General features: G+C 72.6%; 27 protein-coding genes and 1 tRNA gene. 22 read left to right on the top strand and 6 right to left on the bottom strand.

Annotated elements, in window-relative coordinates; translation table 11 throughout:
• The first annotated feature begins 26 nt into the window (after positions 1 to 26).
• A complete protein-coding gene (nudC, locus tag BJ958_RS11235) occupies positions 27 to 941 on the top strand; it encodes an NAD(+) diphosphatase (protein ID WP_179726914.1) in 915 nt (304 codons plus the stop codon).
• A 24-nt stretch (positions 942 to 965) separates the two neighbouring features.
• Here the strand turns inward: nudC and BJ958_RS11230 are convergent, their stop codons facing one another.
• Positions 966 to 1,211 carry a mycoredoxin gene (locus tag BJ958_RS11230; RefSeq protein ID WP_179726913.1) on the bottom strand — a complete coding sequence of 82 codons (246 nt, stop codon included), beginning with the start codon at positions 1,209 to 1,211 and terminating at the stop codon, positions 966 to 968.
• Positions 1,212 to 1,393: 182 nt separating this feature from the next.
• Between BJ958_RS11230 and BJ958_RS11225 the strand changes: the two genes are divergently transcribed.
• From BJ958_RS11225 to BJ958_RS11200, 6 genes are all read left to right on the top strand, one after another.
• Positions 1,394 to 2,758, top strand: coding sequence for a hypothetical protein (locus BJ958_RS11225; RefSeq protein WP_179726912.1), 1,365 nt, complete (start codon positions 1,394 to 1,396; stop codon positions 2,756 to 2,758).
• Positions 2,759 to 2,870: 112 nt separating this feature from the next.
• Positions 2,871 to 4,946 (top strand): ATP-dependent DNA helicase UvrD2, encoded by a 2,076-nt coding sequence (locus tag BJ958_RS11220; RefSeq protein WP_179726911.1) that lies wholly within the window; start codon positions 2,871 to 2,873, stop codon positions 4,944 to 4,946.
• 159 nt (positions 4,947 to 5,105) lie between these two features.
• Complete coding sequence (locus BJ958_RS11215) at positions 5,106 to 5,372, top strand: hypothetical protein (RefSeq protein WP_179726910.1); 267 nt, start codon at positions 5,106 to 5,108, stop codon at positions 5,370 to 5,372.
• Positions 5,373 to 5,523: 151 nt separating this feature from the next.
• Positions 5,524 to 5,790, top strand: coding sequence for a WhiB family transcriptional regulator (locus BJ958_RS11210; protein ID WP_141003398.1), 267 nt, complete (start codon positions 5,524 to 5,526; stop codon positions 5,788 to 5,790).
• Positions 5,791 to 5,842: 52 nt separating this feature from the next.
• Entirely contained in the window at positions 5,843 to 6,010 is a 168-nt protein-coding gene (locus tag BJ958_RS11205; RefSeq protein ID WP_174245198.1) for a hypothetical protein, read from the top strand.
• 135 nt (positions 6,011 to 6,145) lie between these two features.
• Positions 6,146 to 6,310, top strand: coding sequence for a hypothetical protein (locus BJ958_RS11200; protein WP_179726909.1), 165 nt, complete (start codon positions 6,146 to 6,148; stop codon positions 6,308 to 6,310).
• 3 nt (positions 6,311 to 6,313) lie between these two features.
• Here the strand turns inward: BJ958_RS11200 and BJ958_RS11195 are convergent, their stop codons facing one another.
• A complete protein-coding gene (locus BJ958_RS11195; RefSeq protein WP_179726908.1) occupies positions 6,314 to 7,153 on the bottom strand; it encodes a hypothetical protein in 840 nt (279 codons plus the stop codon).
• Positions 7,154 to 7,297: 144 nt separating this feature from the next.
• A complete protein-coding gene (locus tag BJ958_RS11190) occupies positions 7,298 to 7,456 on the bottom strand; it encodes a DUF5679 domain-containing protein (RefSeq protein WP_238408271.1) in 159 nt (52 codons plus the stop codon).
• Positions 7,457 to 7,597: 141 nt separating this feature from the next.
• On the opposite strand from BJ958_RS11190, the gene BJ958_RS11185 reads away from it, so the two are divergent.
• From BJ958_RS11185 to BJ958_RS11175, 3 genes are all read left to right on the top strand, one after another.
• The gene (locus BJ958_RS11185) at positions 7,598 to 8,419 is read left to right on the top strand and encodes an enoyl-CoA hydratase/isomerase family protein (RefSeq protein WP_179726907.1); all 822 of its coding nucleotides are present in this window, start codon (positions 7,598 to 7,600) and stop codon (positions 8,417 to 8,419) included.
• A gap of 343 nt (positions 8,420 to 8,762) precedes the next feature.
• Complete coding sequence (locus tag BJ958_RS11180) at positions 8,763 to 9,812, top strand: PHP domain-containing protein (protein ID WP_179726906.1); 1,050 nt, start codon at positions 8,763 to 8,765, stop codon at positions 9,810 to 9,812.
• Between the two features lie 100 nt (positions 9,813 to 9,912).
• Positions 9,913 to 10,470, top strand: a complete 558-nt coding sequence (locus BJ958_RS11175; RefSeq protein ID WP_179726905.1) for a M48 metallopeptidase family protein — start codon at positions 9,913 to 9,915, stop codon at positions 10,468 to 10,470.
• 3 nt (positions 10,471 to 10,473) lie between these two features.
• On the opposite strand, the gene BJ958_RS11170 is transcribed toward BJ958_RS11175, so the two are convergent.
• The gene (locus BJ958_RS11170) at positions 10,474 to 11,016 is read right to left on the bottom strand and encodes an NUDIX domain-containing protein (RefSeq protein ID WP_179726904.1); all 543 of its coding nucleotides are present in this window, start codon (positions 11,014 to 11,016) and stop codon (positions 10,474 to 10,476) included.
• Positions 11,013 to 12,365, bottom strand: a complete 1,353-nt coding sequence (locus tag BJ958_RS11165) for a zinc-dependent metalloprotease (RefSeq protein WP_179726903.1) — start codon at positions 12,363 to 12,365, stop codon at positions 11,013 to 11,015. The genes BJ958_RS11170 and BJ958_RS11165 overlap by 4 nt, the downstream gene beginning before the upstream one ends.
• 73 nt (positions 12,366 to 12,438) lie before the next feature.
• Between BJ958_RS11165 and BJ958_RS11160 the strand changes: the two genes are divergently transcribed.
• From BJ958_RS11160 to BJ958_RS11105, 12 genes are all read left to right on the top strand, one after another.
• Positions 12,439 to 12,867, top strand: a complete 429-nt coding sequence (locus BJ958_RS11160) for a molybdenum cofactor biosynthesis protein MoaE (protein ID WP_179726902.1) — start codon at positions 12,439 to 12,441, stop codon at positions 12,865 to 12,867.
• Between the two features lie 45 nt (positions 12,868 to 12,912).
• Complete coding sequence (locus BJ958_RS11155; RefSeq protein ID WP_179726901.1) at positions 12,913 to 13,233, top strand: hypothetical protein; 321 nt, start codon at positions 12,913 to 12,915, stop codon at positions 13,231 to 13,233.
• Positions 13,234 to 13,260: 27 nt separating this feature from the next.
• Entirely contained in the window at positions 13,261 to 14,298 is a 1,038-nt protein-coding gene (locus BJ958_RS11150; RefSeq protein ID WP_179726900.1) for a YlbL family protein, read from the top strand.
• A gap of 29 nt (positions 14,299 to 14,327) precedes the next feature.
• Entirely contained in the window at positions 14,328 to 14,888 is a 561-nt protein-coding gene (locus tag BJ958_RS11145) for a PPA1309 family protein (protein WP_179726899.1), read from the top strand.
• Positions 14,881 to 17,838 carry a UPF0182 family membrane protein gene (locus BJ958_RS11140; protein WP_179726898.1) on the top strand — a complete coding sequence of 986 codons (2,958 nt, stop codon included), beginning with the start codon at positions 14,881 to 14,883 and terminating at the stop codon, positions 17,836 to 17,838. The genes BJ958_RS11145 and BJ958_RS11140 overlap by 8 nt, the downstream gene beginning before the upstream one ends.
• Before the next feature lie 18 nt (positions 17,839 to 17,856).
• A complete protein-coding gene (locus tag BJ958_RS11135; protein ID WP_179726897.1) occupies positions 17,857 to 18,474 on the top strand; it encodes a trimeric intracellular cation channel family protein in 618 nt (205 codons plus the stop codon).
• Between the two features lie 60 nt (positions 18,475 to 18,534).
• A tRNA-Met gene (locus BJ958_RS11130) sits at positions 18,535 to 18,608 on the top strand.
• Positions 18,609 to 18,872: 264 nt separating this feature from the next.
• Positions 18,873 to 20,330: a PucR family transcriptional regulator gene (locus tag BJ958_RS11125; RefSeq protein WP_179726896.1), complete on the top strand. Its 1,458-nt coding sequence runs from the start codon at positions 18,873 to 18,875 to the stop codon at positions 20,328 to 20,330.
• Between the two features lie 92 nt (positions 20,331 to 20,422).
• Positions 20,423 to 21,766 carry a 4-aminobutyrate--2-oxoglutarate transaminase gene (gabT, locus tag BJ958_RS11120; protein ID WP_179726895.1) on the top strand — a complete coding sequence of 448 codons (1,344 nt, stop codon included), beginning with the start codon at positions 20,423 to 20,425 and terminating at the stop codon, positions 21,764 to 21,766.
• Positions 21,763 to 23,247: an aldehyde dehydrogenase family protein gene (locus tag BJ958_RS11115; protein WP_179726894.1), complete on the top strand. Its 1,485-nt coding sequence runs from the start codon at positions 21,763 to 21,765 to the stop codon at positions 23,245 to 23,247. The genes gabT and BJ958_RS11115 overlap by 4 nt, the downstream gene beginning before the upstream one ends.
• A complete protein-coding gene (locus BJ958_RS11110) occupies positions 23,244 to 24,419 on the top strand; it encodes a CaiB/BaiF CoA transferase family protein (RefSeq protein ID WP_179726893.1) in 1,176 nt (391 codons plus the stop codon). Before BJ958_RS11115 ends, BJ958_RS11110 begins: the two co-directional genes overlap by 4 nt.
• A complete protein-coding gene (locus tag BJ958_RS11105) occupies positions 24,416 to 25,606 on the top strand; it encodes an acyl-CoA dehydrogenase family protein (protein WP_179726892.1) in 1,191 nt (396 codons plus the stop codon). Before BJ958_RS11110 ends, BJ958_RS11105 begins: the two co-directional genes overlap by 4 nt.
• On the opposite strand, the gene BJ958_RS11100 is transcribed toward BJ958_RS11105, so the two are convergent.
• Positions 25,566 to 26,984: a flavin monoamine oxidase family protein gene (locus BJ958_RS11100; RefSeq protein ID WP_179726891.1), complete on the bottom strand. Its 1,419-nt coding sequence runs from the start codon at positions 26,982 to 26,984 to the stop codon at positions 25,566 to 25,568. The two genes, BJ958_RS11105 and BJ958_RS11100, sit on opposite strands and share 41 nt — an antisense overlap.
• Positions 26,985 to 26,988: the final 4 nt, after the last annotated feature.

Raw genomic sequence — 26,988 nt, 5'->3', positions numbered from 1 at the left:
AGGAGGGGCGTGGCTAGGCTCGCTCCGTGACGTTCCCGCACGAGTCCCTGGCCGCCGATCCGCACGACCGCCTGGGTCTGCTCCGCACGGACGACGCGTGGCTCGACGAGCGCTGGTCCGACCCGTCGGGTCGGGTGCTCGTGATCGCCGGCACCCGGGTCAGGCCCGGGCCCGACGGGCTGGAGTGGGTCTCGACGGCGGAGGCACCGGAGGGCGTACGCGTGCTGCTCGGGGAGCGGGACGGCGTGACGTGGTGGGCGGTGATCGTGCCGGGCGAGGTGGCGAGGTCCGAGCCGGAGCGCTGGTTGCCGCTGCGCGGGCTGCTGCCGTTCCTCGACGGCGAGCGGGTCCGCCAGGCGCCGCTGGTGTTCCACGCGATCGGGCTGGCGGAGTGGCACTGGGCCCACCGGTACTGCCCTCGGTGCGGCGGCACGCTGGTGGCGCGCGCGGCGGGGCACGAGCTGGTGTGCACCGAGTGCGGCAAGCCGCAGTTCCCGCGCTCGGACCCGGCGGTGATCATGCTGATCGCGGCCGGGGAGCCGGGCGCGCCCGACGAGCGTTGCCTGCTGGGGCGCAACCACAGCTGGCCGACGGGACGCTTCTCGACCCTGGCCGGGTTCTGCGAGCCGGGGGAGTCGCTCGAGGACGCCGTGCGCCGTGAGGTGCTCGAGGAGACAGGCGTCGTCGTCGGCGAGGTGAGCTACTTCGGCAACCAGCCGTGGCCGCTGCCGTCGAGCCTGATGCTCGGGTTCCACGGCCGGGCCGTGTCCGAGGAGATCCGGCTCGACGACGACGACGTCGAGGACGCACGCTGGTTCACCCGCGACGAGATGCTGCGCCAGACCGAGGCGGGCACCCTGGTGCTGCCCGGGAGCGGCGTCTCGATCAGCCGTTCGCTGGTCGAGGACTGGTACGGCGGCCCGCTCCCCGGCAGCTGGTGACGCCGGGAAGCCGGGCGGCGCCGCTCAGGCGCTGAGCGCCTCGAGCTTCGCCTTCACCTGGGCGACGCTGGGGTTGGTGTGCGCGGTGCCGTCGGAGTACACGAGGGTCGGGACCGTCTGGTTGCCGTTGTTGGCGGACTCGACGATCGCGGCCGCCTCGGGCTGCTGCTCGATGTCGATGACGTCGTAGGCGATGCCCTCGCGGTCCAGCTGGCTCTTGAGGCGGTGGCAGTAGCCGCACCAGGGGGTCGTGTACATCGTGAAGGTCATCGGGGGCGCTTTCTCTCCGGTCGGGGTTCGCCTCCACTCAACCACGGAGCCGGTCGTCTTGTTCCGGGGACCGGTCCGGGGTGGCAGGTCGGGACGCGACCCGGGACACCTGCCACTGCCCGCCGGGACACCGGGCCCGCGAAGGTCGGCGACACCAACCCCCCGCATCTCGAGGAGGACTGATGTCCCGCACCCGTACCGCCGCGTTGCTCTCCGTGAGCGCCCTCGCGACGGCCTCGCTGCTCTCCGTCGCCGACCCGGCGCTGGCGGCGACCACGGCGACCCCGACCGACACCACCATCACCACGAGCGAGGCCAGGTCCGCCACCCCGGCCGCGGCGACCGCGGCCGACGGCTCGATCGTCTACATCCACGGCTTCAACGTGTGGCTGAGCCGGCCCGACGGGAGCGGCCAGCGGGCCGTGACGGTGGACGGGACCGAGGCGTCGCCGTACGAGCACCCGACCATGTCCGACGCCGGCGTCATCGCGGTGATGAAGGGCGACCTGATCGTCCGGATGGGCCAGGACGGCGCGGTCTACAACCGGATCAACCCCGAGGACCTGTTCGTCCCCGACTACGGCACCGTGGTGATCAGCCCGATCCACGACCCGGAGATCTCGCCCGACGGCACCAAGATCACCTACAGCCAGCTCCGGTTGGAGCGGTACGGCGGCGCCGGCGGCTACCTGGAGACCGAGGCGCTGGTCGGCGTCACCGACGCGGCCCAGTGGGTGGGGCCCGACAAGTACGGCATCGTGCGGGGCAGCCAGCCGTCGTGGGTGACCAACAGCCGGCTGACCCTCAACCGGTCGGGCGACGTCCACCTGGACGACCTGGGGCAGGAGTCGGTGGTGTGGTTCTACTCCAACGACATCTTCGGGCAGTTCATCGAGCTGCAGGAGGCCGAGGTCTCGCGCGACGGCAAGCGGGTGATCTTCGGGAGCGCCGGCGGCCTCGCGATGAAGACGACGGTCGGCGACCCGCGGGCCGGCAAGCCCGCTCCGCCGACGGCCAGCCCCGAGTGCTACCTCACGCCGGATCCCGGGCAGCCGGTCGCGACGGACCCGAGCTTCGGGCCCGACAGCGACTCGGCCGCCTACAGCGAGGGTGGCGACCTGTGGGTCATCAAGGGACTCGCCGCATGCTCCGCGGAGACGACGATCGCGAAGATCGCGGCCGGCGGCACCGAGCCGGACTGGTCGCCCGCCCCGCTCTCCGCGCCCCCGGCCGGCGGACCCGGCGGTGGAGCCGGCGGTGGCGGGACCAGCGGCCACGCCTTCGTCCCCGGCACGGCGCCGGTCGTGTCCGGCAAGGCGAAGGTGGGCAGGAAGCTGCACGCCAGCGCGGGCACCTGGTCGCCCTCACCGACGTCGGTCACCTACACCTGGCTGCGCAACGGCAAGGTCGTCGCGGGTCGCACCGGCGCTACGTACAAGCTCGGCAAGGCCGACCGCGGCAAGCGGATCCAGGTCCGCGTCACCGTCCACAGGGGCGGGTACGCCGACCGTTCGGCGACCTCGGGCGTGGTGAAGGTCCGCCGCTGACCCCGGACGTCCCGGGCCGACCCCGTCGGTGAGCTCGTGTCGGGGGCTGCGTCTAGGTTGGTTCCTCACCCCGAACCGACCCGACGCAGCCCCCGAAGGAGCGCCCGCACCCATGTCCGAGTCCATCGAACGGCTCCTCTCCGCGCTCGACCCGGAGCAGCGGCAGGTCGCGGAGACGCTGCGGGGCCCGGTGCGGGTGCTGGCCGGTGCGGGGACGGGCAAGACGCGGGCGATCACCCACCGCATCGCGCACGGCGTGATGTCCGGGGTCTACGCGCCGACGGAGGTGCTGGCGGTGACCTTCACCACCCGGGCCGCGGGCGAGCTGCGCCAGCGGCTGCGCCAGCTGGGCGCGCCGGGTGTGCAGGCGCGGACCTTCCACAGCGCGGCGCTGCGCCAGCTGCGCTACTTCTGGCCGCACGTCCACGGCACCGAGCTCCCGACGCTGACCGAGTCCAAGATCCCGATGCTGGCCGCCGCCTGCCGCCACCTCGGGATGCGGGCCGAGCAGGCCCTGCTGCGCGACCTCGCCTCCGAGATCGAGTGGGCCAAGGTGAGCAACGTCGGGGCCGACGACTACCCGCGCATCGCTCCGGCCAAGGGCCGCTCCGTGGCGGACCAGACCCCCGAGATGATCGGCAGGGTCATCGACGCCTACGAGCTGGTCAAGCGCGACCAGGGGCGGATGGACATGGAGGACGTGCTGCTGCTGACCGCGGGCGTGCTGGCCTCCGACGAGCGGGTCGCGGCGCAGGTGCGCCGGCAGTACAAGTGGTTCGTCGTCGACGAGTTCCAGGACGTCTCGCCGCTCCAGTCGGCGCTGCTCGACCTGTGGCTGGGCGGGCGCGACGAGCTGTGCGTGGTCGGCGACCCGGCGCAGACGATCTACAGCTTCGCCGGCGCCGACGCCGACTACCTGCGGGACTTCCCGAAGCGCTACCCGGGCACGACCTCGATCGAGCTGGTCCGCAACTACCGGTCGACGCCCCAGGTGGTCGAGACCGCCAACTCGCTGCTGGCCGGCACGCCCAGCGCCGGGGTCGAGCTGCGCTCGCAGCAGAAGCCCGGTTCGGCAGTGCGCTTCCAGGGCGAGCCCGACGAGGTCGCCGAGGCCCGCAGCGTCGCCGACCGGATCCTGCGGCTGCAGCGCGCCGGGACGCCGTACGGCGAGATGGCGGTCCTGTTCCGGATCAACGCCCAGTCCGAGACCTTCGAGGACGCGCTGGCCGACCGGGGCATCCCCTACATCGTGCGCGGCGCGGCCCGGTTCTTCGACCGGCGCGAGGTGCTCGAGGCGGTCACCCGGCTGCGTGGTGCTGCCCGCTCGGGCGAGAGCGACGGCAGCCCGTGGCTCGAGGTGGTCAAGGACGTCCTCGGTGGCATGGGCTGGACGGCGGAGCCGCCGACGTCGCGCGGCCAGGTCCGCGACCGCTGGGAGTCCTTCCAGGCGCTCGCCGACCAGGCCGACGAGTTCGCCACCGAGCGCGGCATCGAGGCGTCGATCGCCACCTTCGTCGAGGAGCTCGACCGCCGCGCGGCCGAGCAGCACGCCCCGACCGCCGACGGCGTCACCCTCGCGACCTTCCACGCCGCCAAGGGCCTCGAGTGGGACGCCGTGTTCTGCTGCGGCGTCCAGGACGGCACCGTTCCGATCGTGTACGCCGAGCAGGGCGGCGCGCGTCCCGACGCGGTCGAGGAGGAGCGGCGCCTCCTCTACGTCGGCGTGACCCGGGCCCGGCGCGAGCTGATGGTGTCCTGGGCGGCGGCACGCAACCCGGGGCAGGCTCCGCGCCGTCAGCCGTCGCGGTTCATCGTGCCGATGCTGCCCGCCAGCCAGCAGCCGCAGCAGTCCCGCACCCGCACCAAGGTGGCCCGCTGCCGCGACTGCCTCCAGCCGCTGACCACGGCCGCGGAGAAGAAGCGCGGGCGCTGTGCGCACCACCCGGTGCGCTACGACGAGGCGCTGTTCGAGCGGCTCAAGGCGTGGCGGCTGGAGACGGCGCGCGAGGCGGGTGAGGACGGCAAGCCGCTGCCGGCGTACGTCGTGTTCACCGACGCCACCTTGGAGCTGATCGCCGAGCACAAGCCGGCCTCGATGGCGGCGCTGGCGAAGGTCAACGGCGTGGGGCCGAGCAAGATCGAGCGCTACGGCGACGCGGTGCTCGCGCTCGTCGCCGAAGGGGCCTGAGCGCCCCCTCGGAGCAGGGTTTGAAAAAACCTCGAAAAAACTTCGATAAATGATTTGCGCCCTTCGCTGACCGGCCATTACGGTCGTCAGGCACGTTCAAACTGCGCACCACGGCCCTGACAAGGCCGGCGCCCGCACGCACCGAAGGAGGTGGCCCTGATGGAGAACATGACGAACCCGGTCTTCCCGGTGATGACGTCCGCCTGGCAGCCCACGCTGTCCGCGACCCTCGGCTGCGCCACCTCTGCCCTCGCGACCCTCGAGGTCCAGGGCATCGCCGCGCGTCCGGCCACGGCTGCGACCGGTTTTGCGCCGTTCGCCGTGGCGGCCAAGGCCGTCAAGCGGGAGCGCATCGCCGGCACGGACCACCGTGGCAGCAACGCCGCCTACGTCCCGGGTGTCCACGCCTGGAGCCCACCGATCTGACACACATCAGCTCGGCAGCCTCCAGGCCGCGGAACCCGAATCAGACCGGGATCCGCGGCCTTCGTACTTCTCAGACCGAGATACGCGAAGTCCGGATCCCCACCCGAAATGACAACGCGATCAGGTCAGAAGTTGAGGAGGTGAAAAGCAGATGACGACCAGTGTTCTCGAGCCGACGCTGGACGAGCTGCTGCCGTGCCGGCTGAACGACGCGGAGCTGTGGTTCGCAGAGTCCCCGTCGGACGTCGAGGCCGCGAAGGCGCTGTGCCTGGACTGCCCGGTCCAGAGCATGTGCCTGTCCGGCGCCCTGGAGCGGCGTGAGCCGTGGGGCGTCTGGGGCGGCGAGCTGTTCCTGGCCGGCGTGGTGATCCCGCGCAAGCGGCCCCGGGGCCGCCCGCGCAAGGACGCCGCGGCGTAGTCCACCCATCCACTCGAACCCATTCCGTACCACCACACCCCTGGAGCTTGAGATGACGCAGTTCATGAACGAAGACCTGGCGCGGGCCCACATGGCCATGCGCCTGGGAGAGGCGCAGCAGCTGCGCGCGGCCAGCAGGATGGCCCGCGCACGCCGCTTGAGCCGCAAGGCCGAGCGTGCAGCGCAGCAGGCTCGTCTCGCCCTCGCTCGCGCACTCTGAGTCCGCACCGCGGACCAGCGAGACCGGAATTCTTCGGGGCCTCCTCGAAGGGCACCTGATCGCGGGTGAGAAGGAAGGGCCGGACCGACTGATCGTCGGGCCGGCCCTTCCGGCATTTCTGCGTAGGCTGGGCCCATGAGCGTCACCTGCGACTTCTGCGGGCGCCAGGTCGAGGGCGAGGAGGCGCCGCTGACCTGGACCACGGCCGTCGAGCGGGGGCGCGTGCGCCGCTACTGCGACGAGTGCTCGCGCACCCACCTGCGCTCGATGGAGGCCAAGCTCGACAGCGAGTGGTGGTAGCGCTCACGGCAGGTCGAGGAAGCCGTCCCACGCGCAGCCGCACCAGGGGTGGCGCCCCCACCGGGTGAGCACCGGCGCGCCGCCGGGGGCGAGGTCCACGGTCGTCGACCAGGTGCTCGGCTCGTCGCCCTCCGCGAACCGGGTCAGGTCGCGCACCGCCCAGGCGAGGACGAGCTGGTCGAGCACGGGGTCGCGAGGCGGCGGGCGCTGCACGCCGTGCCGAGCCGCCTGGGCGACGAGCAGCGGCAGGCGCTGGTCGTGGAGTGACTCGTGGGCGTCCACGCACCGCAGGCAGGCGGTGCGGCCCGGGGCGACGAACGGTCCGAGCCGCACGCCCGTGGCGTCGCCGCTGACCAGCAGGTGGGGGACCGACGCGCGCACCAACGGGTCCACCCGCTCGCGGGACAGGGTGCCGTCGGAGACGACGAGGCGGACCGCGGCGTCCTCCGGTGCCGCCAGGGGGAGCCCGGCCGCGGCCAGCAGCGGGCCGAGGTGGGCGTGGGCGCCCTCAGGGGCGTCGACGGCGACCGGGGCGGCGGCGTGGGCCGCGCGGCGTCGTACGGCGTCCGGGCCGGCCTGGGCGAGCAGGTGCGGGTCCACGTCGGGCACCGCTGGGACGGCGAGGCCCGCGTCGACGAGCCGGGTCAGCGCCTCGGCCGCCTCCGGCGGGAGGTCGTCGGCCGGCAGGTGACCGCCGGGCTCGGCCAGCTCGTCGAGGAGGGCGCGGACGGCCGGGACGTCGGGGAGCCGGAGGCAGGGACCGACCAGGCCGACCTGGAGCACGCCCGGGGAGCGGCTCAGCACCGGGATGCCGGGGCGCAGCAGGAGGGGCCGGTACGCCATGGCGGCAGCGTGGCACGGGCGCCCCGCGGTGCGCTGTGGTCCTCCACAGGGGTGGATCTCGACGTGCGCGGGCCGGTGGAAAACACGCCACGGGCGGCTCCACCGCAGTGGAGCCGCCCGTGAAAGTCGGCTGGTGCCTGTGGATCAGGCCTTGCCGAGGATGCGGTTGAGGTTCGTGCCGCAGACGGGGCAGACGGCCTTGGCCATCCGGGTGCCCTTCTCGTTGACCTTGACCTCGCCCTCGGCCTCGCGCTTCTCCTTGCACTTGACGCAGTAGAACTCGCCGCTCCAGGTCTCCGCCATGACGGCCTCCTTGCTCATCTTTTGTTCGTTCGGTCGTCGCGACGGGGGACATGGGGGGAAGCCCGCCGGGGTCCGGAGCAGCACTCCGAACCTCTCTGACCCTACGGCACGCCGCCTCGGAGTCGCAGTAGCGTGCCCCGCATGTCTGAATCCGCTGTGAACCGGCCCACGTCGCCGTCCCTGACGCACCTGCGCCTCGAACGACCCTCCGAGGGCGTCGCGCTGCTGGTCCTGGACCAGCCCGAGCTGCGCAACGCGATGAGCGACGAGATGACCGAGTCGTGGGTACGGGCGGTCGACCACCTCGCCGGCGACCCGACCGTGCGGGTGGTCGTGGTGACCGGCGAGGGCAAGGGGTTCTGCTCCGGCGGCAACCTGTCGTGGCTGGCGTCCGAGCCGGACGCGACCGTCGACGACCTGCGCGCCCGGATGCTCCCGTTCTACCGGGCCTGGCTCTCGATCCGGCGCCTGGAGGTGCCGACCATCGCCGCGATCAACGGCGCGGCGATCGGGGCGGGGCTGTGCATGGCGCTGGCCTGCGACCTGAGGTACGCCGCCCGCGGCGCCCGGATGGGCGTGCCGTTCACCAGGTTGGGGATCCACCCGGGCATGGCGGGCACCCACCTGCTGCCCGACGTGGTCGGCCCGGCCGCCGCGCGGGACCTGTTCTTGACCGGCAGGCTCGTGGACGCCGACGAGGCGCTCGGCCTCGCCCTGGTCTCGCGGGTGTGGGAGCCCGCGGACTTCCTCGACGGCGTGCTGGAGGCGGCCGCCGACATCGCCGGCGCGGCGCCGATCGCGACCAGGCTCACCAAGCGTGCGCTGCAGCACGGGCACGCGAGCATCGAGACCGCACTGGAGTGGGAGGGCCTGGCCCAGCCGGTCACGCTCGCCACCGAGGACCTGCTCGAGGGGATCCGGGCCGCCCAGGAGAAGCGGCCGCCGGTCTTCACCGGGCGCTGAGGGGCCGGAACGTGAAGAGACCCCCGGTGCCGCCGCCTCTCGCTTGCCTTCCCCTTGCGAGCGAGGTGCTGCGGCCCCGAGGGGCCTCGTCGGGACGAACCTAGGCATCGCAGCGGGCGCGGTCAATCCGCGCGGCACGCGGGCTGTGGACACTGCTGTGGAGAAACCTGTGGATCGAGCGCCCTGCCCGTGGATGGACGGGGGAGAACCCTGATCGGCCTGTGGAGGAACCGTTGGCAAGATCGACCCCACGGGCGCCGTACCGCGGGTTGACCAGCAAGGATGGTCCCCACAGGCTCGTCCACGGCCTGTGGACAGACATTTCTCGAGGACGGATGAGGACGTGAGCGAGCAGGAGTACGACGGCACGCCGGTGGCGGCGCTGCGCCGCATCGCGTTCCTCCTGGAGCGCGGGCGCGCGGACAGCTACAAGGTCAAGGCGTACCGCGGCGCGGCCGCGGCGATCCTGCCGCTGGACCCCGACGACGTCGCCGCCCGGGCGAGGGCCGGGACGCTGACCGACCTGCCCGGCGTGGGCGCCAGCACCGCACGGGTGATCGCGCAGGCCGCGGCAGGCCGGCTGCCGGACAAGCTGGCCGAGGTCGAGGAGCAGTACGGCGGCCCACTCACCGTGGAGGGCGCCGGGACCGGCCTGCGGGCGCGACTGCGTGGCGACCTGCACTCCCACTCGGACTGGTCCGACGGTGGCTCGCCCATCGAGGAGATGGCGATGACCGCGATCGAGGTGGGCCACGACTACCTCGTGCTCACCGACCACTCGCCGCGCCTCAAGGTCGCCCGCGGCCTCTCGGCCGAGCGGCTCACCCGGCAGCTCGCGGTGGTCGAGGCGGTCAACGCGCACCTCGCTGGCGCCGGCTTCCGGCTGCTCAAGGGGATCGAGGTCGACATCCTCGACGACGGCTCGCTCGACCAGAGCGACGAGATGCTCTCCCGGCTCGAGGTCCGGGTCGCCAGCGTCCACTCCAAGCTCGCGATGGACCCCGAGCCGCTGACCCGGCGGATGGTGGCCGCGGTGCGCAACCCGTTCACCAACGTGCTCGGCCACTGCACGGGCCGGCTGGTGACCGGTAGCCGCGGCACCCGTCCGCAGTCGCGGTTCGACGCCCGCGCGGTGTTCGAGGCATGTGCGCAGGAGGGCGTGGCGGTCGAGATCAACTCCCGCCCGGAGCGGCGCGACCCGCCGACCCGGCTGCTGGAGCTGGCCCGCGACGTCGGCTGCCTGTTCTCCATCGACAGCGATGCGCACGCGCCGGGGCAGCTCGACTACCCGCTGCTGGGCTGCGAGCGCGCCGAGGCCGCCGGCATCGACGCGGATCGGATCGTCAACACGTGGCCCGTCCAGCGCCTGCTGGAGTGGGCAAGGCCCAGATGACGTGCCCCCAGCATGCCCTCGCGCCTGCGCCGTGCCAGCGCACGCGCTGAGCGTCGCTGGTTTGCACGCTCCCTCGGAGCTGATCATCTAGGGTCGAGACATGCCCACCCCGCGCGTGGAGGTACGACGGTCGCAGCGCCGCCGTCGTACGGTCACGGCCTATCGCGAGGGCGAGACCATCGTCGTGCTGATGCCCGACAACCTCTCGGTCACCGAGGAGCGCGCCTGGGTCTCCAAGATGGTCGCCCGGGTCCAGCGCAAGGAGCTGCGCGCCGCCACGCCCCGCCGCTGGGACGACGAGGACCTGATGGAGCGCGCCCACGAGCTGAGCGACGAGTACCTCGGTGGGATCGCGGTGCCCGAGTCGATCCGCTGGGTGGGCAACCAGCGCGCCCGCTGGGGCTCGTGCACGCCGCGCGACCGCACCATCCGGCTCTCCGAGCGGCTGCAGCGGATGCCGGAGTGGGTGATCGACTACGTCATCGTCCACGAGCTCGCCCACCTCATCGAGCCGCACCACGACGAGAGGTTCTGGGCCTGGGTCGCCCACTACCCGGCGGCCGAGAAGGCAAAGGGCTACCTCGCCGGCTGGTCCGACGCCGCCCGGATCGACCGGCCGCCCTCGGAGCAGGTCGTCCCGGGCGAGGACGTCGACTGATCCTCAGACCAGGATCGCGCGGGCCCGGGCGATGAGGGCGTGCATGGCCGGCTCGAGCTCGGGCAGGTCGTCGACCGGCCACCAGCGCACGGCGAGGGACTCGTCGCTGACCACGGCCGTCGCGTCGACCGGCGCGGCGGCGACGTAGCGCACGTCGAGGTGGTTGACGTCGCCGCGCTCCCCGCAGAAGGGCACCGTGTGCAGGTCGAGCTGGACCGGCTCCGGATGGAAGGCCAGCTCGCGCAGCCCGCTCTCCTCGTGCGCCTCGCGCAGCGCGACGGCGGCGAGGGTGGCGTCGTCGTCCTCGCAGTGCCCGCCGAAGTGGAACCAGCGGCCGGCCTTGCGGTGCAGGTTGAGCAGCACCCGCTCACCGGTCGCGTCGATGACGAGGGTGCCGGCCGTGATGTGGTCGGGGTACGACGCACGCCGCATCCCCTCCGGCGTGGAGGCGAGGTGCGCGACGTACCGCTCGCGCAGGGCCTCCTCGACGGCGTCGGGCGCGCGCCAGCTCGTGAGGACGCCCAGGGCGTCCGCGTGGAGGCTCACTCGGCGGGGGTGTCGGGGTTGTCGGGGTTGTCGGGGTTGTCGGGGGAGTCGGGCGTCCCGGGGCCGTCGAGCAGCTTGCGCAGCTCCGCGTCGAACTCGTCCTCGCTGAGCGCCTCCGGCTGGGTGGCCTCGTCGCGGAAGGACAGCGGGTCGTCGAGGTCGGCCGCGGTGGGCAGCAGGTCGGGGTGCATCCACACCCCGTCACGGGCCTCCTGCCCGGAGCGGGTGCGCAGTCCGCCCCACAGCGTGGACGCGTCGCGCAGCCGCCGCGGGCGCAGCTCGAGGCCCACGAGGGCGGCGAAGGTCTGCTCGGCCGGTCCACCGGCGGCGCGGCGGCGGCGTACGGCCTCGCGCAGCTTGGCGGCGGCGGGCATCCGGTCGGCGGTGGCCTGGCCGACGACCTCGTCGACCCAGCCCTCGACCAGGGCGAGCGCGATCTCGAGCCGCGACAGGGCGGCGGTCTGCGCCTCGGTCTGCGGCGGGTCGAACATGCCGCCCTCGAGCAGGCCCTGCATCGCCTCGAGGTTGGTGGGGTCGATGCCGCGCAGCTGCTCCTGGACCCGGTCCTGGATCTGCTGGGCGTTGATCTCGAGGCCGCGGGCGTAGTCGGTGACCGCACCGATGAGGTGCTCGCGCAGCCACGGCACGTGGGCGAACAGCCGCTGGTGGGCGGCCTCGCGCAGCGCGAGGTAGAGCACCACGTCGTCCTCGGTGACGTCGAGGCCCTCGGCGAACGCGCGGACGTTGGTCATGACCAGCGCCGCCTTGCCGGGGGCGCCGAGGGGCAGGCCGATGTCGGAGGCGGTGAGCACGTCGCCGGCCAGCGCGCCGAGGCCCTGCCCGATCTGCATCGCCATCATCCCGCCGACCGCCTGGCCGATGATGCCGACCAGCGGGCCGGCCGCGGCCTTCATCTCCTCGGGCAGGCCGCTGGACAGGCCGGTCACGGAGCGGGCCGCGACCGGCTCGACGAGGACCTGCCACACCGGCTGGGTCTCGACCAGCCACTCGGCGCGGCTCCAGGCGGCCGTCGTGGCGACGCCGGAGGGGAAGCCGGTGGCGGTGTCGAGCCAGTGGTCGGCGAGCCGGACGGCGTCGGCGACGCGGTCCTGGTCGCGCTGCGTGGGGGACGGGTCCGGCTCCTGGGCGACGGCCTTGCGGGCCATGTCGCTCGCGGCGTTCCAGTTCAGCGGGCCGTCGTGGGGCTGCATCAGCGACTGCAGCTGCTGGAAGAAGGCCATCCCGCCGCCGGCGCCACCGGGGAAGGCGCCGCCGAGGGCGCCGAAGATCTGCTCGAACGGCGTGCCCTTGAACGGGTTCGGCTGGTCGTCGCCCGGGTTGTCGGTCATGGGTCAAAACTACGCCCGATCCACAACCGACGGTGTCGGGGACAGCCCTGAGCGGACCCCTAGAGTGGGCCGCATGTCCCACCCCGCCGTGCGCCTCGTCGCGATCTCCGACCAGCCGCTCCAGGTGAGCGACGTGCTCGACAGCCTCGACGACGCCGCGTCCGGCGGCCTGGTGCTGTTCGTCGGCCGGGTCCGCGACCACGACCACGGGCAGGGCGTGACCGGGTTGTCGTACTCCGCCCACCCCTCCGCGCTCGACCGGCTGCAGGAGGTGTGCGAACGGATCGCCGGGGCCCACGACGTCACGGCGGTCGCGGCGGTGCACCGGGTCGGGGACCTCGAGATCGGCGACCTCGCCGTCGTCGTCGCCACCACCGCCGGGCACCGCGGCTCGTCGTTCGAGGCCAGCCGTGCCCTGATCGACACGCTCAAGGCGGAGGTGCCGATCTGGAAGCACCAGCGGTTCAGCGACGGATCCGACGAGTGGGTCGGCTCGCCGTAGCGTGTCCTGACCGGACGGCGAGGGGAGCCGACCTACCCTCGTGGGGTGGAGATCCTGTTCTGGCTGCTGCCGGCCGCCGTGCTCACCCTCGCCTCGATGGCGTGGGTCGCGTGGTGGGGCCGTGAGGGCCGGGGCCAGGTCGACCGCGAGACCGCGGCCCGGCGGCTCGGCGAGGCACTGACCCGCGAGCAGCGCTCGCGACCCGGGTACGCCGCGCCCGAGCGAGCGCCGGAACGGCACACCGGGGTGGCCCTGCGCGCGTCGCAGGCGCGACCGTCCGTGGTCGCCGGTGACGCAGGGGACGCACCCGCGGCGGAGGTTCCGGTCGAGGCGCCGGACGCCACGGGCGACCGGCGCGCATCCTGATTGGACGCATCTGACAAGGTAGGCGCCATGAGCCAGCGCCTGATCGCCGCGTGCATCGCGGCCCCGTTGGTGCTGATCCTGGGCGGCATCGCGCTCGTGGTGCCGCTTCCGTACGCGTCCTACAGCCCCGGTCCGACGTACGACATCCTCGGCAAGGACGCCGACAACGCTGAGGTCGTGCAGGTCGACGGGCACGAGGCGTACTACGACAAGGGCCAGATGCGCTTCACGACCGTGGTCGCGTCGTCCTACGGCCAGAAGCTGTCGCTGGGCGAGGCCCTGTCGCGCTGGCTGGACCCGAACAAGGCGATCCTCCCGTACGACGTCGTGCACCCGCCCCAGACCTCGCAGGCCGACGAGAAGGCCGAGGGCGCGGTCCAGATGACGACCTCGCAGGACGTCGCGAAGGCCGTGGCGATGAGCGAACTCGGGCTGAAGGTCCCCACCGCCGTGCAGGTCGCGATGGTCGACGAGGACGGGCCGGCGAAGGACAAGCTGCTCGTCCACGACGTGTTCAAGGAGGTCGACGGCGAGCCGGTCACGAAGGCCGACCAGATCATCGCCGCGGTCCGCAAGCACGACGACGGCTCGCTCGTGGAGTTCCGGATCCTGCGCGACAAGCGCGAGCTGACCGTGCGGATCAAGCCCAAGCAGATCGACGGGAAGCCGCGCGTCGGTGTCTCGCTCGGCCTCGGCTACGAGTTCCCGTTCACGATCAACCTGCGCGTCGACCCGCAGGTCGGGGGCCCGAGCGCCGGCCTGATGTTCTCGCTGGCGATCTACGACACGCTCACCCCGGGCTCGATGACCGGCGGCGCGACCGTCGCGGGCACCGGCGAGCTGGCGCCCGACGGCACGGTCGGCCCGATCGGCGGCATCGAGCAGAAGATCGCCGGAGCCGAGGCGGCCGGGGCGAAGCTGTTCTTCGTGCCGAAGGACAACTGCGCCGACGTCAAGGGCCTCCACCCCGACCTGCGCCTCGTGAAGGCGACCACGATGCACGAGGCCCGCCTCGCGCTGGACAAGTGGGTCGGCGACCACGACGCCGCCCTGCCGACCTGCTGACGGACCGACCGGACGACGGAGCAAGGACCATGGACTACGAGCTGGACGTCGACCCGGCCCTGGCCGCCGCGGTGCTCGAGATCGAGGGGCACCACGCCCGGGCGGGCTGGGACCAGCCGGCCCGGCTCTACGCCCTCGTCGACACCGCGCGGCTGGTGGCCCAGGAGCCCGCGCTGGCTGCGCAGCTCGGCCTGGACGAGCCGGCCGCGCAGGGCTCGCTGACCCCCGTGGAGCAGGAGGACCTGCCCGCGGGCCAGCAGCTGGAGGAGGTGCTCCCCGGCATCCACTGGCCCGCTGTGGTCGCGGGCTGCGCGGCGGTGGTGGAGCGACTCGTGCTGCCGCCTGCCGCCGACGGCCAGGTGCCCGACGACCCGGCTGCGGCTGCGGAGTTCGCCCGTGAGCACCCCGATGCCGAGGAGGTCCGCATCATCGCGGGCGTCACCCGGCACGGTGCGAGCTACTGCGCGCTGCGGATGCGCAGCCAGGACGAGGACATGGCCGTGATGGGCGGCAACGACCTGGTGCCGGGGCTCCTCGAGCTGCTGCGCGCCACCCTGCTCGACGACGCGGAGGACGAGACCGATGAGTGAGCTGTTCGACGAGGAGCCGGAGCGCCCCGCGCCCGAGCGGACCGGCCGTCGTACCCGTGCGCTGGTGATCACCGGTGTGGTGCTCATCGTCGGGTTCTTCCTGCTCAGCGCCTTCGCGGGCCTCTACACCGACCGGCTCTGGTACAAGGAGGTCGGCTTCGGCGGGGTCTTCAGCAAGCTGCTGTGGACCCGGGTCGGGCTGTTCCTCGCCTTCGGCGCGGTGATGGGCGGCGTCGTCGCGCTCAACATGTACCTCGCGTTCCGCTTCCGGCCGCTGTTCTTGATGGCCGGGCCCGACGGGGTCGACCGCTACCGCGACGCCGTCACGCCGATCCGTGGCTGGCTGCTCGCCGGCGTCGGCGTGGTGGTCGGCATCTTCGCCGGCACGTCGGCGATCGGGCAGTGGCGCACCTTCCTGCTGTGGCGCAACGCGGAGCCGTGGGGGAGCAAGGACGCCTACTTCAAGAAGGACATCGGCTTCTACGTCTTCGACCTGCCGTGGTGGAACTTCGTCATCGACTTCGTGATGGCGGTCGCCATCGTGTCGCTGATCGCCACGGCGATCGTCCACTACCTGTACGGCGGCATCCGGCTCCAGGTCGCTCACGACCGCTTCTCGCCGGCTGCCCAGGTCCAGCTCTCGGTGCTGCTCGGCGCGTTCGTGCTGATGAAGTCGGTCGACTACTACCTCGACCGCTACGACCTCGTCGCCGACGACCACCGGCTCTTCACCGGCATGAACTACGCCGGCGAGAACGCCATGCTGCCTGCCCGCAACATCCTGGTCGGCGTCGCGCTGATCTGTGCGGTGCTGTTCTTCCTCAACGTGTGGCGCAAGACCTGGCAGCTGCCGTCGGTCGGCCTCGCGCTGCTCGCCCTGTCGGCCGTCCTGCTGGGCATGATCTGGCCCGCCATCGTGCAGAACTTCCAGGTCAAGCCGTCGGAGGCCGACAAGGAGAACTCCTACATCAAGGCCAACATCGAGGCCACCCGCGAGGCCTACGGCCTCAGCGACGTCGCGACCGAGCCGTTCCCCGGAGCGCCCACCGGGACGGCCCCGGACGCCACCACCGCCCAGGCCGTGCTCGGCCAGCTCACCGAGGCGCCGGTCGTCGACCCGCAGCAGGTGCGCGACACCTTCCAGCAGCGCCAGCAGATCCGGTCGTACTACTCGGTGCCGAAGGTGCTCGACGTCGACCACTACGAGATCAACGGCAAGAACGAGCCGCTCGTCCTCGGTGCGCGCGAGCTCGACCAGTCCGGCATCGACGCCTCCGACCAGAACTGGTCGAACCTGCACACCGTCTACACCCACGGCGAGGGCCTGATCGCGGCGTACGCCAACCAGGTCGCGACCAGCGACGAGGTCAACGGCCGGATCGTGTGGGCCGAGGGCATCGGCAGCGGCACCAGTGGCCGCACCGACCTCACCGACACCAGCAAGTTCGAGACCCGCCTCTACTACGGCGAGCTGAGCCCGTCGTACTCGATCGTCGGCAAGGCCAGCGCCAAGGACGCCAGTGTCGAGCTCGGTCTCGCCAACGCCGGCAGCTCCTCGGACGTGCAGCGCACGACGTACGACGGCAAGGGCGGTGTCCCGATCGGCAGCACGTTCAACCAGCTGATGTACGCGATCAAGTTCGGGGAGCCGAACTTCCTGCTCTCGGGGCGCGTCAACGGCAACTCGAAGGTGCTCTACAACCGCACGCCCACCGAGCGGGTGGAGAAGGTCGCGCCGTGGCTGACCGTCGACGGCGACCCGTACCCGGCGGTGGTCGACGGCAAGATCGTGTGGATCCTCGACGGCTACACGACCACCGACCGCTACCCGAATGCGCAGCGCGAGTCGTTCGCGGCGATGATCGACGACTCGCTGCAGCAGGACACCGGCCTGCAGACGATCCCGACCGACGAGATCAACTACATGCGCTCCGCGGTCAAGGCCACGGTCGACGCCTACGACGGCACGGTCACGCTCTACCAGTGGGACGAGAGCGACCCGATCCTCAAGACGTGGATGAAGACGTTCCCCGGCGCCGTGAAGCCGAGGTCGGCGATCGACGACGAGCTGCTCAAGCACATCCGCTACCCCGAGGACCTGTTCAAGGTGCAGCGCTACCAGCTGGCGCGCTACCACGTGACCGACGCCGGCGACTTCTATCAGGGCAACAACCGCTGGCAGGTCCCCGAGGACCCGAACGCCTCGCGCCAGGTCTTCCAGCCGCCGTACCGGCTCTACTCGACCGGCGCCGCGGACTCGGTCGACAACGACTGGTCGCTGACCTCGGTCTTCGTCCCGTACCGCAAGGGCACGGTGGCGTCGTACCTGCAGGTCAACTCGGACGCGACCAAGGCGGACTCCTTCGGCAGGCTGCGGTTGCTCGAGATGACCGACCAGAACTCGCCGGGACCCGGCCAGGTCGTCAACGAGATGAAGCAGGAGAAGAAGGTCACCGACACCTTGCGTGACCTCAACGTGCAGCGCGACACCCCGCCGCGCTACGGCAACCTGCTCACCCTGCCGGTCGAGGGCGGGCTGATCTACATCGAGCCGATCTACGTCGTACGGACCACCGGGTCGTCCAGCTTCCCGATCCTGCAGTACGTCATCGTCAAGTACGGCGAGAACGTCGGCATCGGCGAGACGCTGCCGCTCGCGCTGGCGGACGCGTTCGGGGTCGACCCGTCGACCGGGACACCGACGCCCGAGCCGGGCACGCCGGAGACCCCCGGCACGCCGGAGGAGCCGAGCGGGACCCTCGAGGAGCAGATCGCGGCGGCTCTGCGGAAGGCCGACGACGCGTTCAAGGCGGCGAGCGAGGCCCAGGCCGCGGGGGACACCGTGACGTGGGCCAAGCAGCTCGAGATCGCCCAGGACGAGGTCGAGAAGGCCGTGAAGCTCGCGGACGAGCGCGACAGGAAGGCTGCCGAGGAGACCCCAAAGCAGTAGCTGCGGCATCATCGCGGCATGCTGCTGACCCTCGACCTGGTCGGGATCTTCGTCTTCGCGATCTCCGGCGGACTGGTCGCCGTGCGCAACCAGCTCGACATCGTCGGGGTCGTGGTGCTGGCGATGGCCACCGGCCTCGGCGGGGGAGTCATCCGTGACGTCGTGATCGGTGCCGTGCCCCCACCGGCGATCGCCGACTGGCGCTACCTGCTGATCCCCGTGGTCGCCGGCCTGGTCACCTTCTGGCTGCACCCCGCCGTCGGCCGGCTCGAGCGGGAGATCAACGTCTTCGACGCCTTCGGCCTCGGCCTGTTCTGCGTGGCCGGCGCCCTCAAGGCCCAGGAGTACGGCCTGGGCCCCGCCCCCTCTGCCGCGCTCGGCATGGTCACCGGCGTCGGTGGCGGCATCATCCGCGACCTGCTCGCCGGCCGCATCCCCGTGATCTTCCGGCACGGCGAGCTCTACGCCATCCCCGCCCTCGCCGGCGCAGCCATCGCCGCGACCGGGGCCGAGCTCGGCGTCGCCCACGCAGTGATCATCGCCCCGGCCGCCCTGGTCACCACGGGGTGGCGGCTGATCGCCGACCAACGAGGGTGGCGAGCCCCCGTTCCGCGCCTGGGACCGCCGTCCTCGTGACGGTCGATCGCCCCCGATTTGGCGGGGTTTGGGGGCATGCTCTAACGTTGGTTTCACCGACGCGGGGTGGAGCAGCTCGGTAGCTCGCTGGGCTCATAACCCAGAGGTCGCAGGTTCAAATCCTGCCCCCGCTACAAAGGTCAAGGCCCGGAGATCCACGGATCTCCGGGCCTTGACGCTTCTTGCGAGCTGGCCCGTCCGGCTCCCGGCTGCGCGACCATGCGCTGTGCCAGAGCGGGGACGCCCGCACCATCGAGGTCAGGCGCTCCGGCGCGGACGACGCGTTCGCGGCCTCTGGCACGACAGGCAGCTCGCTGGCGTCCGCGCCGGGTCGGTGCACTGCCGACCGCACCGGACGCCCACTAACCTGTCGGCACCGTCCCCCGTCGAAGGCCGCCATGTCCGTACCCACCGTCGCCTCCCTGTGCACCGCGCTGGGGAGCCACCTGGTGCCTGCCGCGGGCTTCCGGGCGCCGGGCACCGAGGTCACGGCGGTGCACATCAGCGAGCTGCTCGACCCGGGCGCCTACCTCACGGGCGGCGAGCTGCTGCTGACGACCGGGCTGGCGCTGCCGGACGACGAGGCCGGCGTCGGGGCGTACGTCGACCGGGTCCGGGCCGCCGAGGTGAGTGCCCTCGTCCTCGGCCTCGGCCCGGTCCACCAGACGCCGCCCGAGGTGCTCCTCGAGGCGTGCCGGGACCGGGGCGTGGCCCTGCTGCTCGTGCCGCCGGCCACACCCTTCCTCACGGTGACCCGGGCGTACTGGACGGCGCAGTCACGCTCGACCGAGGAACGGCTCAACGACGTGGTGTCCGCGCACCGCGCCCTGGTCGAGGCGGCCGCCGCCCCCGACCCGGCGGCGTCACTGCTCAGCCGGCTCGCCCGCTGGCTGGACGGTTGGGCGGTGCTGCTCGACGCCACCGGCTCGGTCGACCTGGTCCACCCGCCCTCGCTCGGCGAGGAGCTCCGCGTCCTCGAGGCCGAGGTCGCCCGGCTCGACGTGGCGGGCGTGCACTCCTCGGCGTCCTTCCCGGTCGGTGACCACGTCGCCGCCGTCTTCCCGCTGGCCGTCGGCAACCAGGTGGTGGGCTACCTCGCGGCGGGCTCGCGCGGCCAGCTCGACGCCGCGCGACGGCGCGTCGTGCTGACGGCCGGCGCCCTGCTCAGCCTCGATGCCGTACGGCGCCAGCAGGTCGAGTCCGCGCTGACCGCCACCCGCCGCTGCGTCGCCGTCCTCGTCGACCTCGGCCTGGTCGACGCCGCGCGGCGGCTGGCGGCCGCGAGCGACTGCCCGGCGCCCACGCGCGAGGTCGCGCTGCTCGTCGTCCGGGGCCGGGACAGCGAGGTGCTCGCCCAGGTGGTGGAGCGCTGGTGCCCGTCGGCCCTCGGCGTCGCCGTGGACCGGACCGCGGCCTGGTTCCTGCTGCCCGACGACCACGGCACGGCCGAGGAACTGCGCCGCCGGCTCGACGCGGCCGACTCGTCCGCGGCCACCGTGCTCTCCGGACTGGTGGCCGTCGAGAACGCCGGAGCGGTCCGGGCACGGTTGCAGCGCGACCTGGCCGCGGTGGAGCCGGGAGGCTCGGTGGCCCCGGCGCGTGCGACACCCCAGCGAGTCGCGCACGCCGTCGACGGGTTCGTCGCGGCCGCGGGGCCTGACCTCCGCGCCGCGCTGGTCGCCTGGCTGCGCCACCGCGGCCAGTGGGAGGCGGCGTCCGCTGCGCTCGGGGTCCACCGCAACACGCTGCGCTACCGGGTCGGGCGGGCCACCGAGCTGCTCGGCCTCGACCTCGACGACCCGGACGTCGCCGCCGAGACCTGGTTGGCCCTGCGGGACCGCGGCGCCACCGGCTGAGGATGATCGTTTCGGCATTTCGACCAAGGCGTGCTGCAACTTGTGTGGATCGTCCCAAGACGCAGGGATCGGCGCCTCCTACGGTCGGGCACATGACGACCTCGACCCAACCGGAGCAGCGCCGGATCCTCGCCACGGCCATCCCGGGCCCGCTGTCGCTGGAACGGCAGGCGCAGCGCAAGGCGGAGCTGGCCAACGGACTCGGCACGACGATGCCGGTCTTCGTCGACCGCGCCGGCGGCGGCATCCTCGTCGACGTCGACGGCAACCACATCATCGACCTCGCCTCGGGCATCGCCGTCACGTCCGTCGGTGCTGCCCATCCCGCGGTGACCCGGCGGATCGCCGAGCAGGCCGCGCGGTTCACCCACACCTGCTTCCTCGTGACGGAGTACGACGGCTTCGTCGACGTCGCCGCCGCGCTCAACCGGCTCACCCCGGGCGACCACGCCAAGAAGACCGCGTTGTTCAGCACGGGTGCCGAGGCCGTCGAGAACGCGATCAAGATCGCGCGTACGGCGACCGGGCGGCCCGCGGTCGTCGTGCTCGGCCACGCCTACCACGGCCGGACCAACCTGACGATGGCGATGACCGCGAAGAACGTGCCGTACAAGCAGGGCTTCGGACCGCTCGCGCCGGAGGTGTACCGGGTCCCGTCGCCCTATCCCTACCGATGGCCGTCCGGCCCCGAGCGCGCCGCCGAGGAGGCGTTCGCCGCGCTGAAGGACATCGTGACCATCCAGGTCGGTGCGACCAACGTCGCCGCGATCGTGGTCGAGCCCATCCAGGGCGAGGGCGGCTTCATCGTCCCGCCACCGGGCTACCTCAAGGCGGTCCAGGAGCTCGCCACCGAGCACGGCATCGTGTTCGTGGCCGACGAGATCCAGACCGGTCTGGGCCGCACCGGCGCGATGTTCGCGTGCGAGCACGAGGGCGTCGTCCCCGACCTGGTCACGACCGCCAAGGCCCTCGCGGGAGGGATGCCGCTCGCCGCGGTGACCGGTCGCGCCGAGATCATGGACGCCGTGGCGGCCGGCGGCCTCGGCGGCACGTACGCCGGGAACCCGGTCGCCTGCGCCGCGGCACTCGGCGCCCTCGAGGCGATCGAGTCCGAGGGCCTGGTGGCCCGGGCGCGCGAGATCGAGGAGCGGGTCCTTCCTCGCCTCGCGGAGCTGGTCGTCGCCGGCTCGGTCGTCGGCGAGGTCCGCGGGCGCGGCGCGATGCTGGCGCTGGAGCTCGTGGAGCCCGGAACCACGCAGCCGGCGCCGGCGATCGCGAAGGCCGTCGTCGAACGCTGTCACGAGCAGGGGGTCCTCACGCTCCAGTGCGGCACCTACGGCAACGTCATCCGGCTGCTGCCGCCACTGGTCATCCCGTTCGACCTCCTCGACGAGGCCATCGACGTCCTCGTCGACGCGATCCGGGGTGTCCGATGAGCGTCACCTCCTTCGACCCGCGTACGGGGGCGGTCGTCGCCACGGTCGCCGACACCAGCCCCGACGAGCTGCGCTCGACCCTGGCGGCCGCGACCTCCGCCGCGCCGCGGCTGGGCGCCACGAGCCCGGTCGAGCGCCGTACCTGGCTGTACGCCGTCGCCGACGCGCTCGAGCTGCACCGCACCGAGCTCGCGCGCCTCGCCGACCTCGAGACCGCCCTCGGTCTCGAGCGGCTGACCGGTGAGGTCACCCGGGCGGCCGGCCAGCTCCGGTTCTACGCCGACGTCGCGGCCGAGGGCTCGTACCTCGACGTCACCGTCGACGAGCCGACCGCCACCACGCCCGGCCTGGTCCGGGTCAACCGGCCACTCGGTCCGGTCGCGGTCTTCGGCGCGAGCAACTTCCCGTTCGCGTTCAGCGTGCTCGGCAACGACACGGCCGCAGCGCTCGCCGCTGGGTGCCCGGTCGTGGCCAAGGCGCACCCTGCGCACGTCGGTCTCTCGCTGCGCCAGGCCGAGATCGCCGGTGAGGCGCTGGCCGGCGCCGGTGCCCCGCGCGGCTCCTTCGCGGTCGTGAGCGGTCACCGGACCGGCGTCGACCTCGTCGAGGCTCCCGAGACCACGGCGGTCGCCTTCACCGGCTCCCAGGCGGGCGGCCTGGCGTTGTGGCGCATCGCCAACGAGCGCGAGGTCGTCATCCCGGTGTACGCCGAGATGGGCACGGTCAACCCGGTGGTCGTCACCTCGGGCGGTGCGGTCGACATCGACGCAGTCGCCAAGGGGTTCGTCGGCTCCTTCACCCTGGGCAGCGGTCAGTTCTGCACGAAGCCCGGCCTCCTGCTCGCGCCGGTCGGCTCGGGCGCCGCGCACGCGGTGGCGGGCGCGCTGCGCGCAGCGGGACCCGAACCGGTGATGCTGACCGAGGCCATCGCGGACGGCGTCGCCGCCGGTGTCGCGGCGATGCTCGACGCGGGTGCCGAGCTCGTCGGCGAGGTGCCCGCGGGCTCCGGGGGCTGGGCTGCGCCGGCCGCCGTCCTCGCCGCGCCCGCATCGGCCCTGGTGCCCGGCAGCCGGCTCCTGGAGGAGACCTTCGGCGCCGTCGCCCTCGTCGTCGAGTACGACGGTGCGCCGGAGCTCGCCGACGTGCTCGGCCGGCTGCAGGGGTCGCTGGCTGCCAGCGTCATCACCGGTGGCGCGGACGACGACCAGGCCGCCCAGGTCATCGCGCTGCTCAGCGGCAAGGTCGGGCGGGTCGCGGTCGACGAGTGGCCGACCGGTGTCGCGTTCACTTGGGCCCAGCAGCACGGAGGCCCCTGGCCCTCGACCTCCTCCCCGGCGTCGACCTCGGTGGGGGCGGCTGGCCTGTCGCGGTTCGTCCGTCCGGTGGCCTACCAGTCCGCGCACGACGGGTGGCTCCCGCCCGAGGCGCAGGCCGCCAACCCGTGGGGACTGCCGCGCCGGGTGAACGGGAGGCGCTCATGAGCCTGCCTCTCGACGGGGTGCTGGTCGCCGACTTCAGCCGGGTGCTGGCGGGTCCGCTCGCCGCGGCGACCCTCGCCGACCTCGGCGCCGAGGTGATCAAGGTCGAGCGCCCCGGGGTCGGTGACGACACCCGGCACTGGGGCCCGCCGTGGACCGAGACGCCTGCCGGCAGCTCGAGCTCCTACTTCGAGTGCGCCAACCGGTCGAAGAAGTCGGTCGAGCTCGACCTGGCCGATCCCGCCGACCTCGCGGTCGCCCGGGAGCTCGCGGCCCGCTGCGACGTGCTGATCGAGAACTTCCGGGCCGGTTCCCTCGACCGGCACGGCCTGGGGTACGACGCCGTGGCGGCCCGCAACCCCGGCGTCGTCTATGCCTCCATCACCGGCTTCGGCAGCGGCGGGGGAGCGGACCTCGCCGGCTACGACTTCCTCGTCCAGGCCGTGGGCGGCCTGATGAGCATCACCGGCCGGCCCGACGAGCCGACCAAGGCTGGCGTCGCGCTCGTCGACGTGCTGACGTCCAAGGACGCCGTCGTCGGCATCCTCGCGGCTCTCCGGGCCCGTGACCGGCACGCCGAGGGGCGCGGCCAGCGGGTCGAGGTCAACCTGCTCTCGAGCCTGCTCGGCTCGCTGGCGAACCAGGCCTCGGCGTACCTCACGACGGGCGCCGCCCCGGTCGCGATGGGCAACCAGCACCCCTCGATCGCGCCGTACGAGACGCTGCGCGCCAAGGACGGCCATGTCGCGGTGTGCTGCGGCAACGACGGCCAGTTCGCCCGGCTCGTGTCCGCCGTCGGCCTGCCCGGCCTGGCCGCGGACCCACGCTTCGTCACCAACGGCGACCGGGTCGCGCACCGCGAGGACCTCGTCGGCCTGCTCGAGAACGCGCTGGCTGCCGATACCGTGGACACGTGGGTGGAGCGGCTCGCCGGCTCGGGGCTCCCGGTCGGCAAGGTGGGCTCGGTCGCTGACGGCTTCGAGCTCGCCACGAGGCTGGGGCTCGAGCCGACCGTCGACGTCGGCCACGGCCGGGCCCGCCAGGTCCGCAGCCCGCTGACCTTCTCCGCGACGCCCGTGACGACCTACACCGCTCCGCCCGGGCTGGGCGAGCACAACGACGACGTACGAACCATGCTGAGCATCCCTCAGGACAACCAGGAGAACCCGCGATGAGCACCCCGACCACCCTTCCGCCGTTCGAGCCGCTCGACCCCGCGGGCATCGACGACCTGCTGAGTGACGACGAGAAGGCCGTGCGCGCCTCGGTTCGTCAGCTGTGTGCCGAGCGGGTCGACCCGTACGTCGCCGACTGGTTCGAGCGCGGCACCATCGACGACATCCGCGGCCTGGCCAAGGAGCTCGGCTCCCTCGGTCTGCTGGGCATGCACCTGGAGGGCTACGGCTGCGCCGGCATGTCGGCCACCGACTACGGCCTGGCCTGCCTCGAGCTCGAGGCCTCCGACTCCGGCATCCGCTCCCTGGTGTCCGTGCAGGGCTCGCTCGCGATGTACGCGATCTGGCGCTGGGGCTCGGAGGAGCACAAGACCCAGTGGCTGCCCCGCATGGCGGCGGGCGAGGCGATCGGCTGCTTCGGCCTGACCGAGCCGGACGCGGGCTCCGACCCGGGCAGCATGCGCACCCGGGCCCGCCGGGACGGCTCCGACTGGGTGCTCGACGGCCGCAAGATGTGGATCACCAACTCCTCCGTCGCCGACGTCGCCGTCGTCTGGGCCCAGACCGAGGAGGGCGTGCGCGGCTTCGTCGTCCCCACCTCGACCCCGGGCTTCTCCGCCCCGGAGATCAAGCACAAGCAGTCCCTGCGCGCCTCCGTCACCGGCGAGATCGTGCTCGACGGCGTCCGGCTGCCGGACTCGGCGGCGTTCCCCGACGTGCGCGGGCTCAAGGGGCCGCTGTCCTGCCTCAACGAGGCCCGCTACGGCATCGTGTGGGGTGCGATGGGCGCGGCGCGCTCGTCCCTGCAGGCAGCACTGGACTACGCGAACCAGCGGATCCAGTTCGGCAAGCCGATCTCGGCGTTCCAGCTCACCCAGCAGAAGCTGGTCGACATGAACCTGGAGTACACCAAGGGCGTGCTGCTCGCGCTGCACCTCGGCCGCCGCAAGGACGCCGGCACGCTGCGTCCCGAGCAGGTGTCCCTGGGCAAGCTCAACAACGTCCGTGAGGCTCTCGAGATCTGCCGCACCGCCCGCACGGTCCTGGGCGCGAACGGCATCTCGCTGGAGTACCCGGTGATCCGCCACGCCAACAACCTCGAGTCCGTGCTGACCTACGAGGGCACCGTCGAGATGCACACCCTGGTCATCGGCCAGGCGATGACGGGCCACGCGGCGTTCCGCTGAGCTCGGCTCCCCGCTCCTCGAGGCTGGCCAGCACCAGCTGCCCGGCACGCTCGCCCGACGCGGCGGCGTCGGCGAGGGAGGGGACGTCGAGCTGGTAGTCGCCGGCGAGGTGGACCGGGCCCAGGCTCTGCCTGAGCGTGTCCAGGCAGGCGCGTCCGCCCGGGGCCCAGAACGGCACGACCCGTGGGTGGCGGCGCAGGATGCCGGGGTCGACCTTGCCGGCGAGCTCCGGGTAGAGGTCGAGCAGGTCTGCCGTGAACCGCGCGACGATCTCCTCGTCGCTGAGCTCGAAGAGCCGGTCCGCCTCGGCACCGCCGGCGAAGCAGGCCAGGGCGCCCCCGGGCTTGCGGACGCCTCCACGCCGTACGGCGGCCGCGTGGTTGAAGACGGCCTGGAACGCTCTTCCTGGGGTCGACACCGCGAGGTAGTCGTCCCACCGCTGGGGCTCGCCGTCCTCGTGGGTGAAGAAGCCGACCACGACGTACCGGCCGTAGCGGATGGCCTCGAAGGCCGTCCGGTACTCGGTCGGCAGGTCGGGCATGATCCGCACGGCGATGTCGGCGGGCACGGCGACGATCGCGCGGTCGGCTCGGATCCGGACCGGTCCGTCGGCGTCCCGGTAGTCGACGACGACGCCGTCGTCGGTCCACTGCACGGAGCTGACCGGCGAGCCGAGCCGGACCCGGTCGCCGAGGTCGGCGGCGAGGATGTCGGTGAGGGTCTGGTTGCCGCCCTGCGGAAGGGTCAGGTTCGGGACCTTCTCGGGGTCGGTGAGCAGGATGCCCATGGAGAACACGAACTGGCGTGCGGCGGTCTCCTCCGGCTCACAGCCCATCCACTGCCCGGACCAGGAGCGGACCATCTCGTGGGCGAGCTCGGAGCTGACGCCACGGAGCACGAAGTCGGCGCGGCGGCGGTCGAGCTTCGCGCGGACGCGGTTCGCCCACCGGTTGTCCTCGCTCATCTCGAGGAAGGGCACGTTCGCGAGGATCCGGGAGCCGACGAGGGCCAGGCCGAACCGGTCGCGCCACGTCATCCTCGACCTGAGCATGAGCGAGAAGGGGTTCGAGGTGTCGACCTGCTTGCCCCCGATGTTGAGGGCGACCGACTTACCCTCCAGCGTGCCCAGGGGGACCTGGTGCCGGTGGAGCGCGTCGATCAGGGGGCCGGTCCCCTCGGTGAACTGGGTGCCGACATTGATCCAGTACTCGCCCCTGCGAACCGTGTCGACCCGGCCGCCGGCGCGATCGGCCGCCTCGAGGACGACGACGTCGCGCTCGGCGAGCGTGGTCGCGGCCATCAGGCCGGCCATCCCGGCGCCGATGACGACGACCTCGTGGGTCTCCTCGCGGATCTTGTCCTTGCGTGCGGTGGTCATGGTG

The sequence above is a fragment of the Nocardioides kongjuensis genome, assembly GCF_013409625.1.
Lineage (GTDB): Bacteria > Actinomycetota > Actinomycetes > Propionibacteriales > Nocardioidaceae > Nocardioides > Nocardioides kongjuensis.
This window is presented reverse-complemented; position numbering and strand designations above follow the sequence as displayed.

Excerpts from the sequence above, each read along its gene's own strand:
- BJ958_RS11230 (WP_179726913.1), bottom strand. The coding sequence starts at position 1,211 with ATGACCTTCACGATGTACACGACCCCCTGGTGCGGCTACTGCCACCGC.
- BJ958_RS11225 (WP_179726912.1), top strand. The coding sequence starts at position 1,394 with ATGTCCCGCACCCGTACCGCCGCGTTGCTCTCCGTGAGCGCCCTCGCG.
- BJ958_RS11220 (WP_179726911.1), top strand. The coding sequence starts at position 2,871 with ATGTCCGAGTCCATCGAACGGCTCCTCTCCGCGCTCGACCCGGAGCAG.
- BJ958_RS11215 (WP_179726910.1), top strand. The coding sequence starts at position 5,106 with ATGGAGAACATGACGAACCCGGTCTTCCCGGTGATGACGTCCGCCTGG.
- BJ958_RS11210 (WP_141003398.1), top strand. The coding sequence starts at position 5,524 with ATGACGACCAGTGTTCTCGAGCCGACGCTGGACGAGCTGCTGCCGTGC.
- BJ958_RS11205 (WP_174245198.1), top strand. The coding sequence starts at position 5,843 with ATGACGCAGTTCATGAACGAAGACCTGGCGCGGGCCCACATGGCCATG.
- BJ958_RS11200 (WP_179726909.1), top strand. The coding sequence starts at position 6,146 with ATGAGCGTCACCTGCGACTTCTGCGGGCGCCAGGTCGAGGGCGAGGAG.
- BJ958_RS11195 (WP_179726908.1), bottom strand. The coding sequence starts at position 7,153 with ATGGCGTACCGGCCCCTCCTGCTGCGCCCCGGCATCCCGGTGCTGAGC.
- BJ958_RS11190 (WP_238408271.1), bottom strand. The coding sequence starts at position 7,456 with ATGGCGGAGACCTGGAGCGGCGAGTTCTACTGCGTCAAGTGCAAGGAG.
- BJ958_RS11185 (WP_179726907.1), top strand. The coding sequence starts at position 7,598 with ATGTCTGAATCCGCTGTGAACCGGCCCACGTCGCCGTCCCTGACGCAC.
- BJ958_RS11175 (WP_179726905.1), top strand. The coding sequence starts at position 9,913 with ATGCCCACCCCGCGCGTGGAGGTACGACGGTCGCAGCGCCGCCGTCGT.
- BJ958_RS11165 (WP_179726903.1), bottom strand. The coding sequence starts at position 12,365 with ATGACCGACAACCCGGGCGACGACCAGCCGAACCCGTTCAAGGGCACG.
- BJ958_RS11160 (WP_179726902.1), top strand. The coding sequence starts at position 12,439 with ATGTCCCACCCCGCCGTGCGCCTCGTCGCGATCTCCGACCAGCCGCTC.
- BJ958_RS11150 (WP_179726900.1), top strand. The coding sequence starts at position 13,261 with ATGAGCCAGCGCCTGATCGCCGCGTGCATCGCGGCCCCGTTGGTGCTG.
- BJ958_RS11145 (WP_179726899.1), top strand. The coding sequence starts at position 14,328 with ATGGACTACGAGCTGGACGTCGACCCGGCCCTGGCCGCCGCGGTGCTC.
- BJ958_RS11140 (WP_179726898.1), top strand. The coding sequence starts at position 14,881 with ATGAGTGAGCTGTTCGACGAGGAGCCGGAGCGCCCCGCGCCCGAGCGG.
- BJ958_RS11135 (WP_179726897.1), top strand. The coding sequence starts at position 17,857 with ATGCTGCTGACCCTCGACCTGGTCGGGATCTTCGTCTTCGCGATCTCC.
- BJ958_RS11125 (WP_179726896.1), top strand. The coding sequence starts at position 18,873 with ATGTCCGTACCCACCGTCGCCTCCCTGTGCACCGCGCTGGGGAGCCAC.
- gabT (WP_179726895.1), top strand. The coding sequence starts at position 20,423 with ATGACGACCTCGACCCAACCGGAGCAGCGCCGGATCCTCGCCACGGCC.
- BJ958_RS11115 (WP_179726894.1), top strand. The coding sequence starts at position 21,763 with ATGAGCGTCACCTCCTTCGACCCGCGTACGGGGGCGGTCGTCGCCACG.
- BJ958_RS11110 (WP_179726893.1), top strand. The coding sequence starts at position 23,244 with ATGAGCCTGCCTCTCGACGGGGTGCTGGTCGCCGACTTCAGCCGGGTG.
- BJ958_RS11105 (WP_179726892.1), top strand. The coding sequence starts at position 24,416 with ATGAGCACCCCGACCACCCTTCCGCCGTTCGAGCCGCTCGACCCCGCG.
- BJ958_RS11100 (WP_179726891.1), bottom strand. The coding sequence starts at position 26,984 with ATGACCACCGCACGCAAGGACAAGATCCGCGAGGAGACCCACGAGGTC.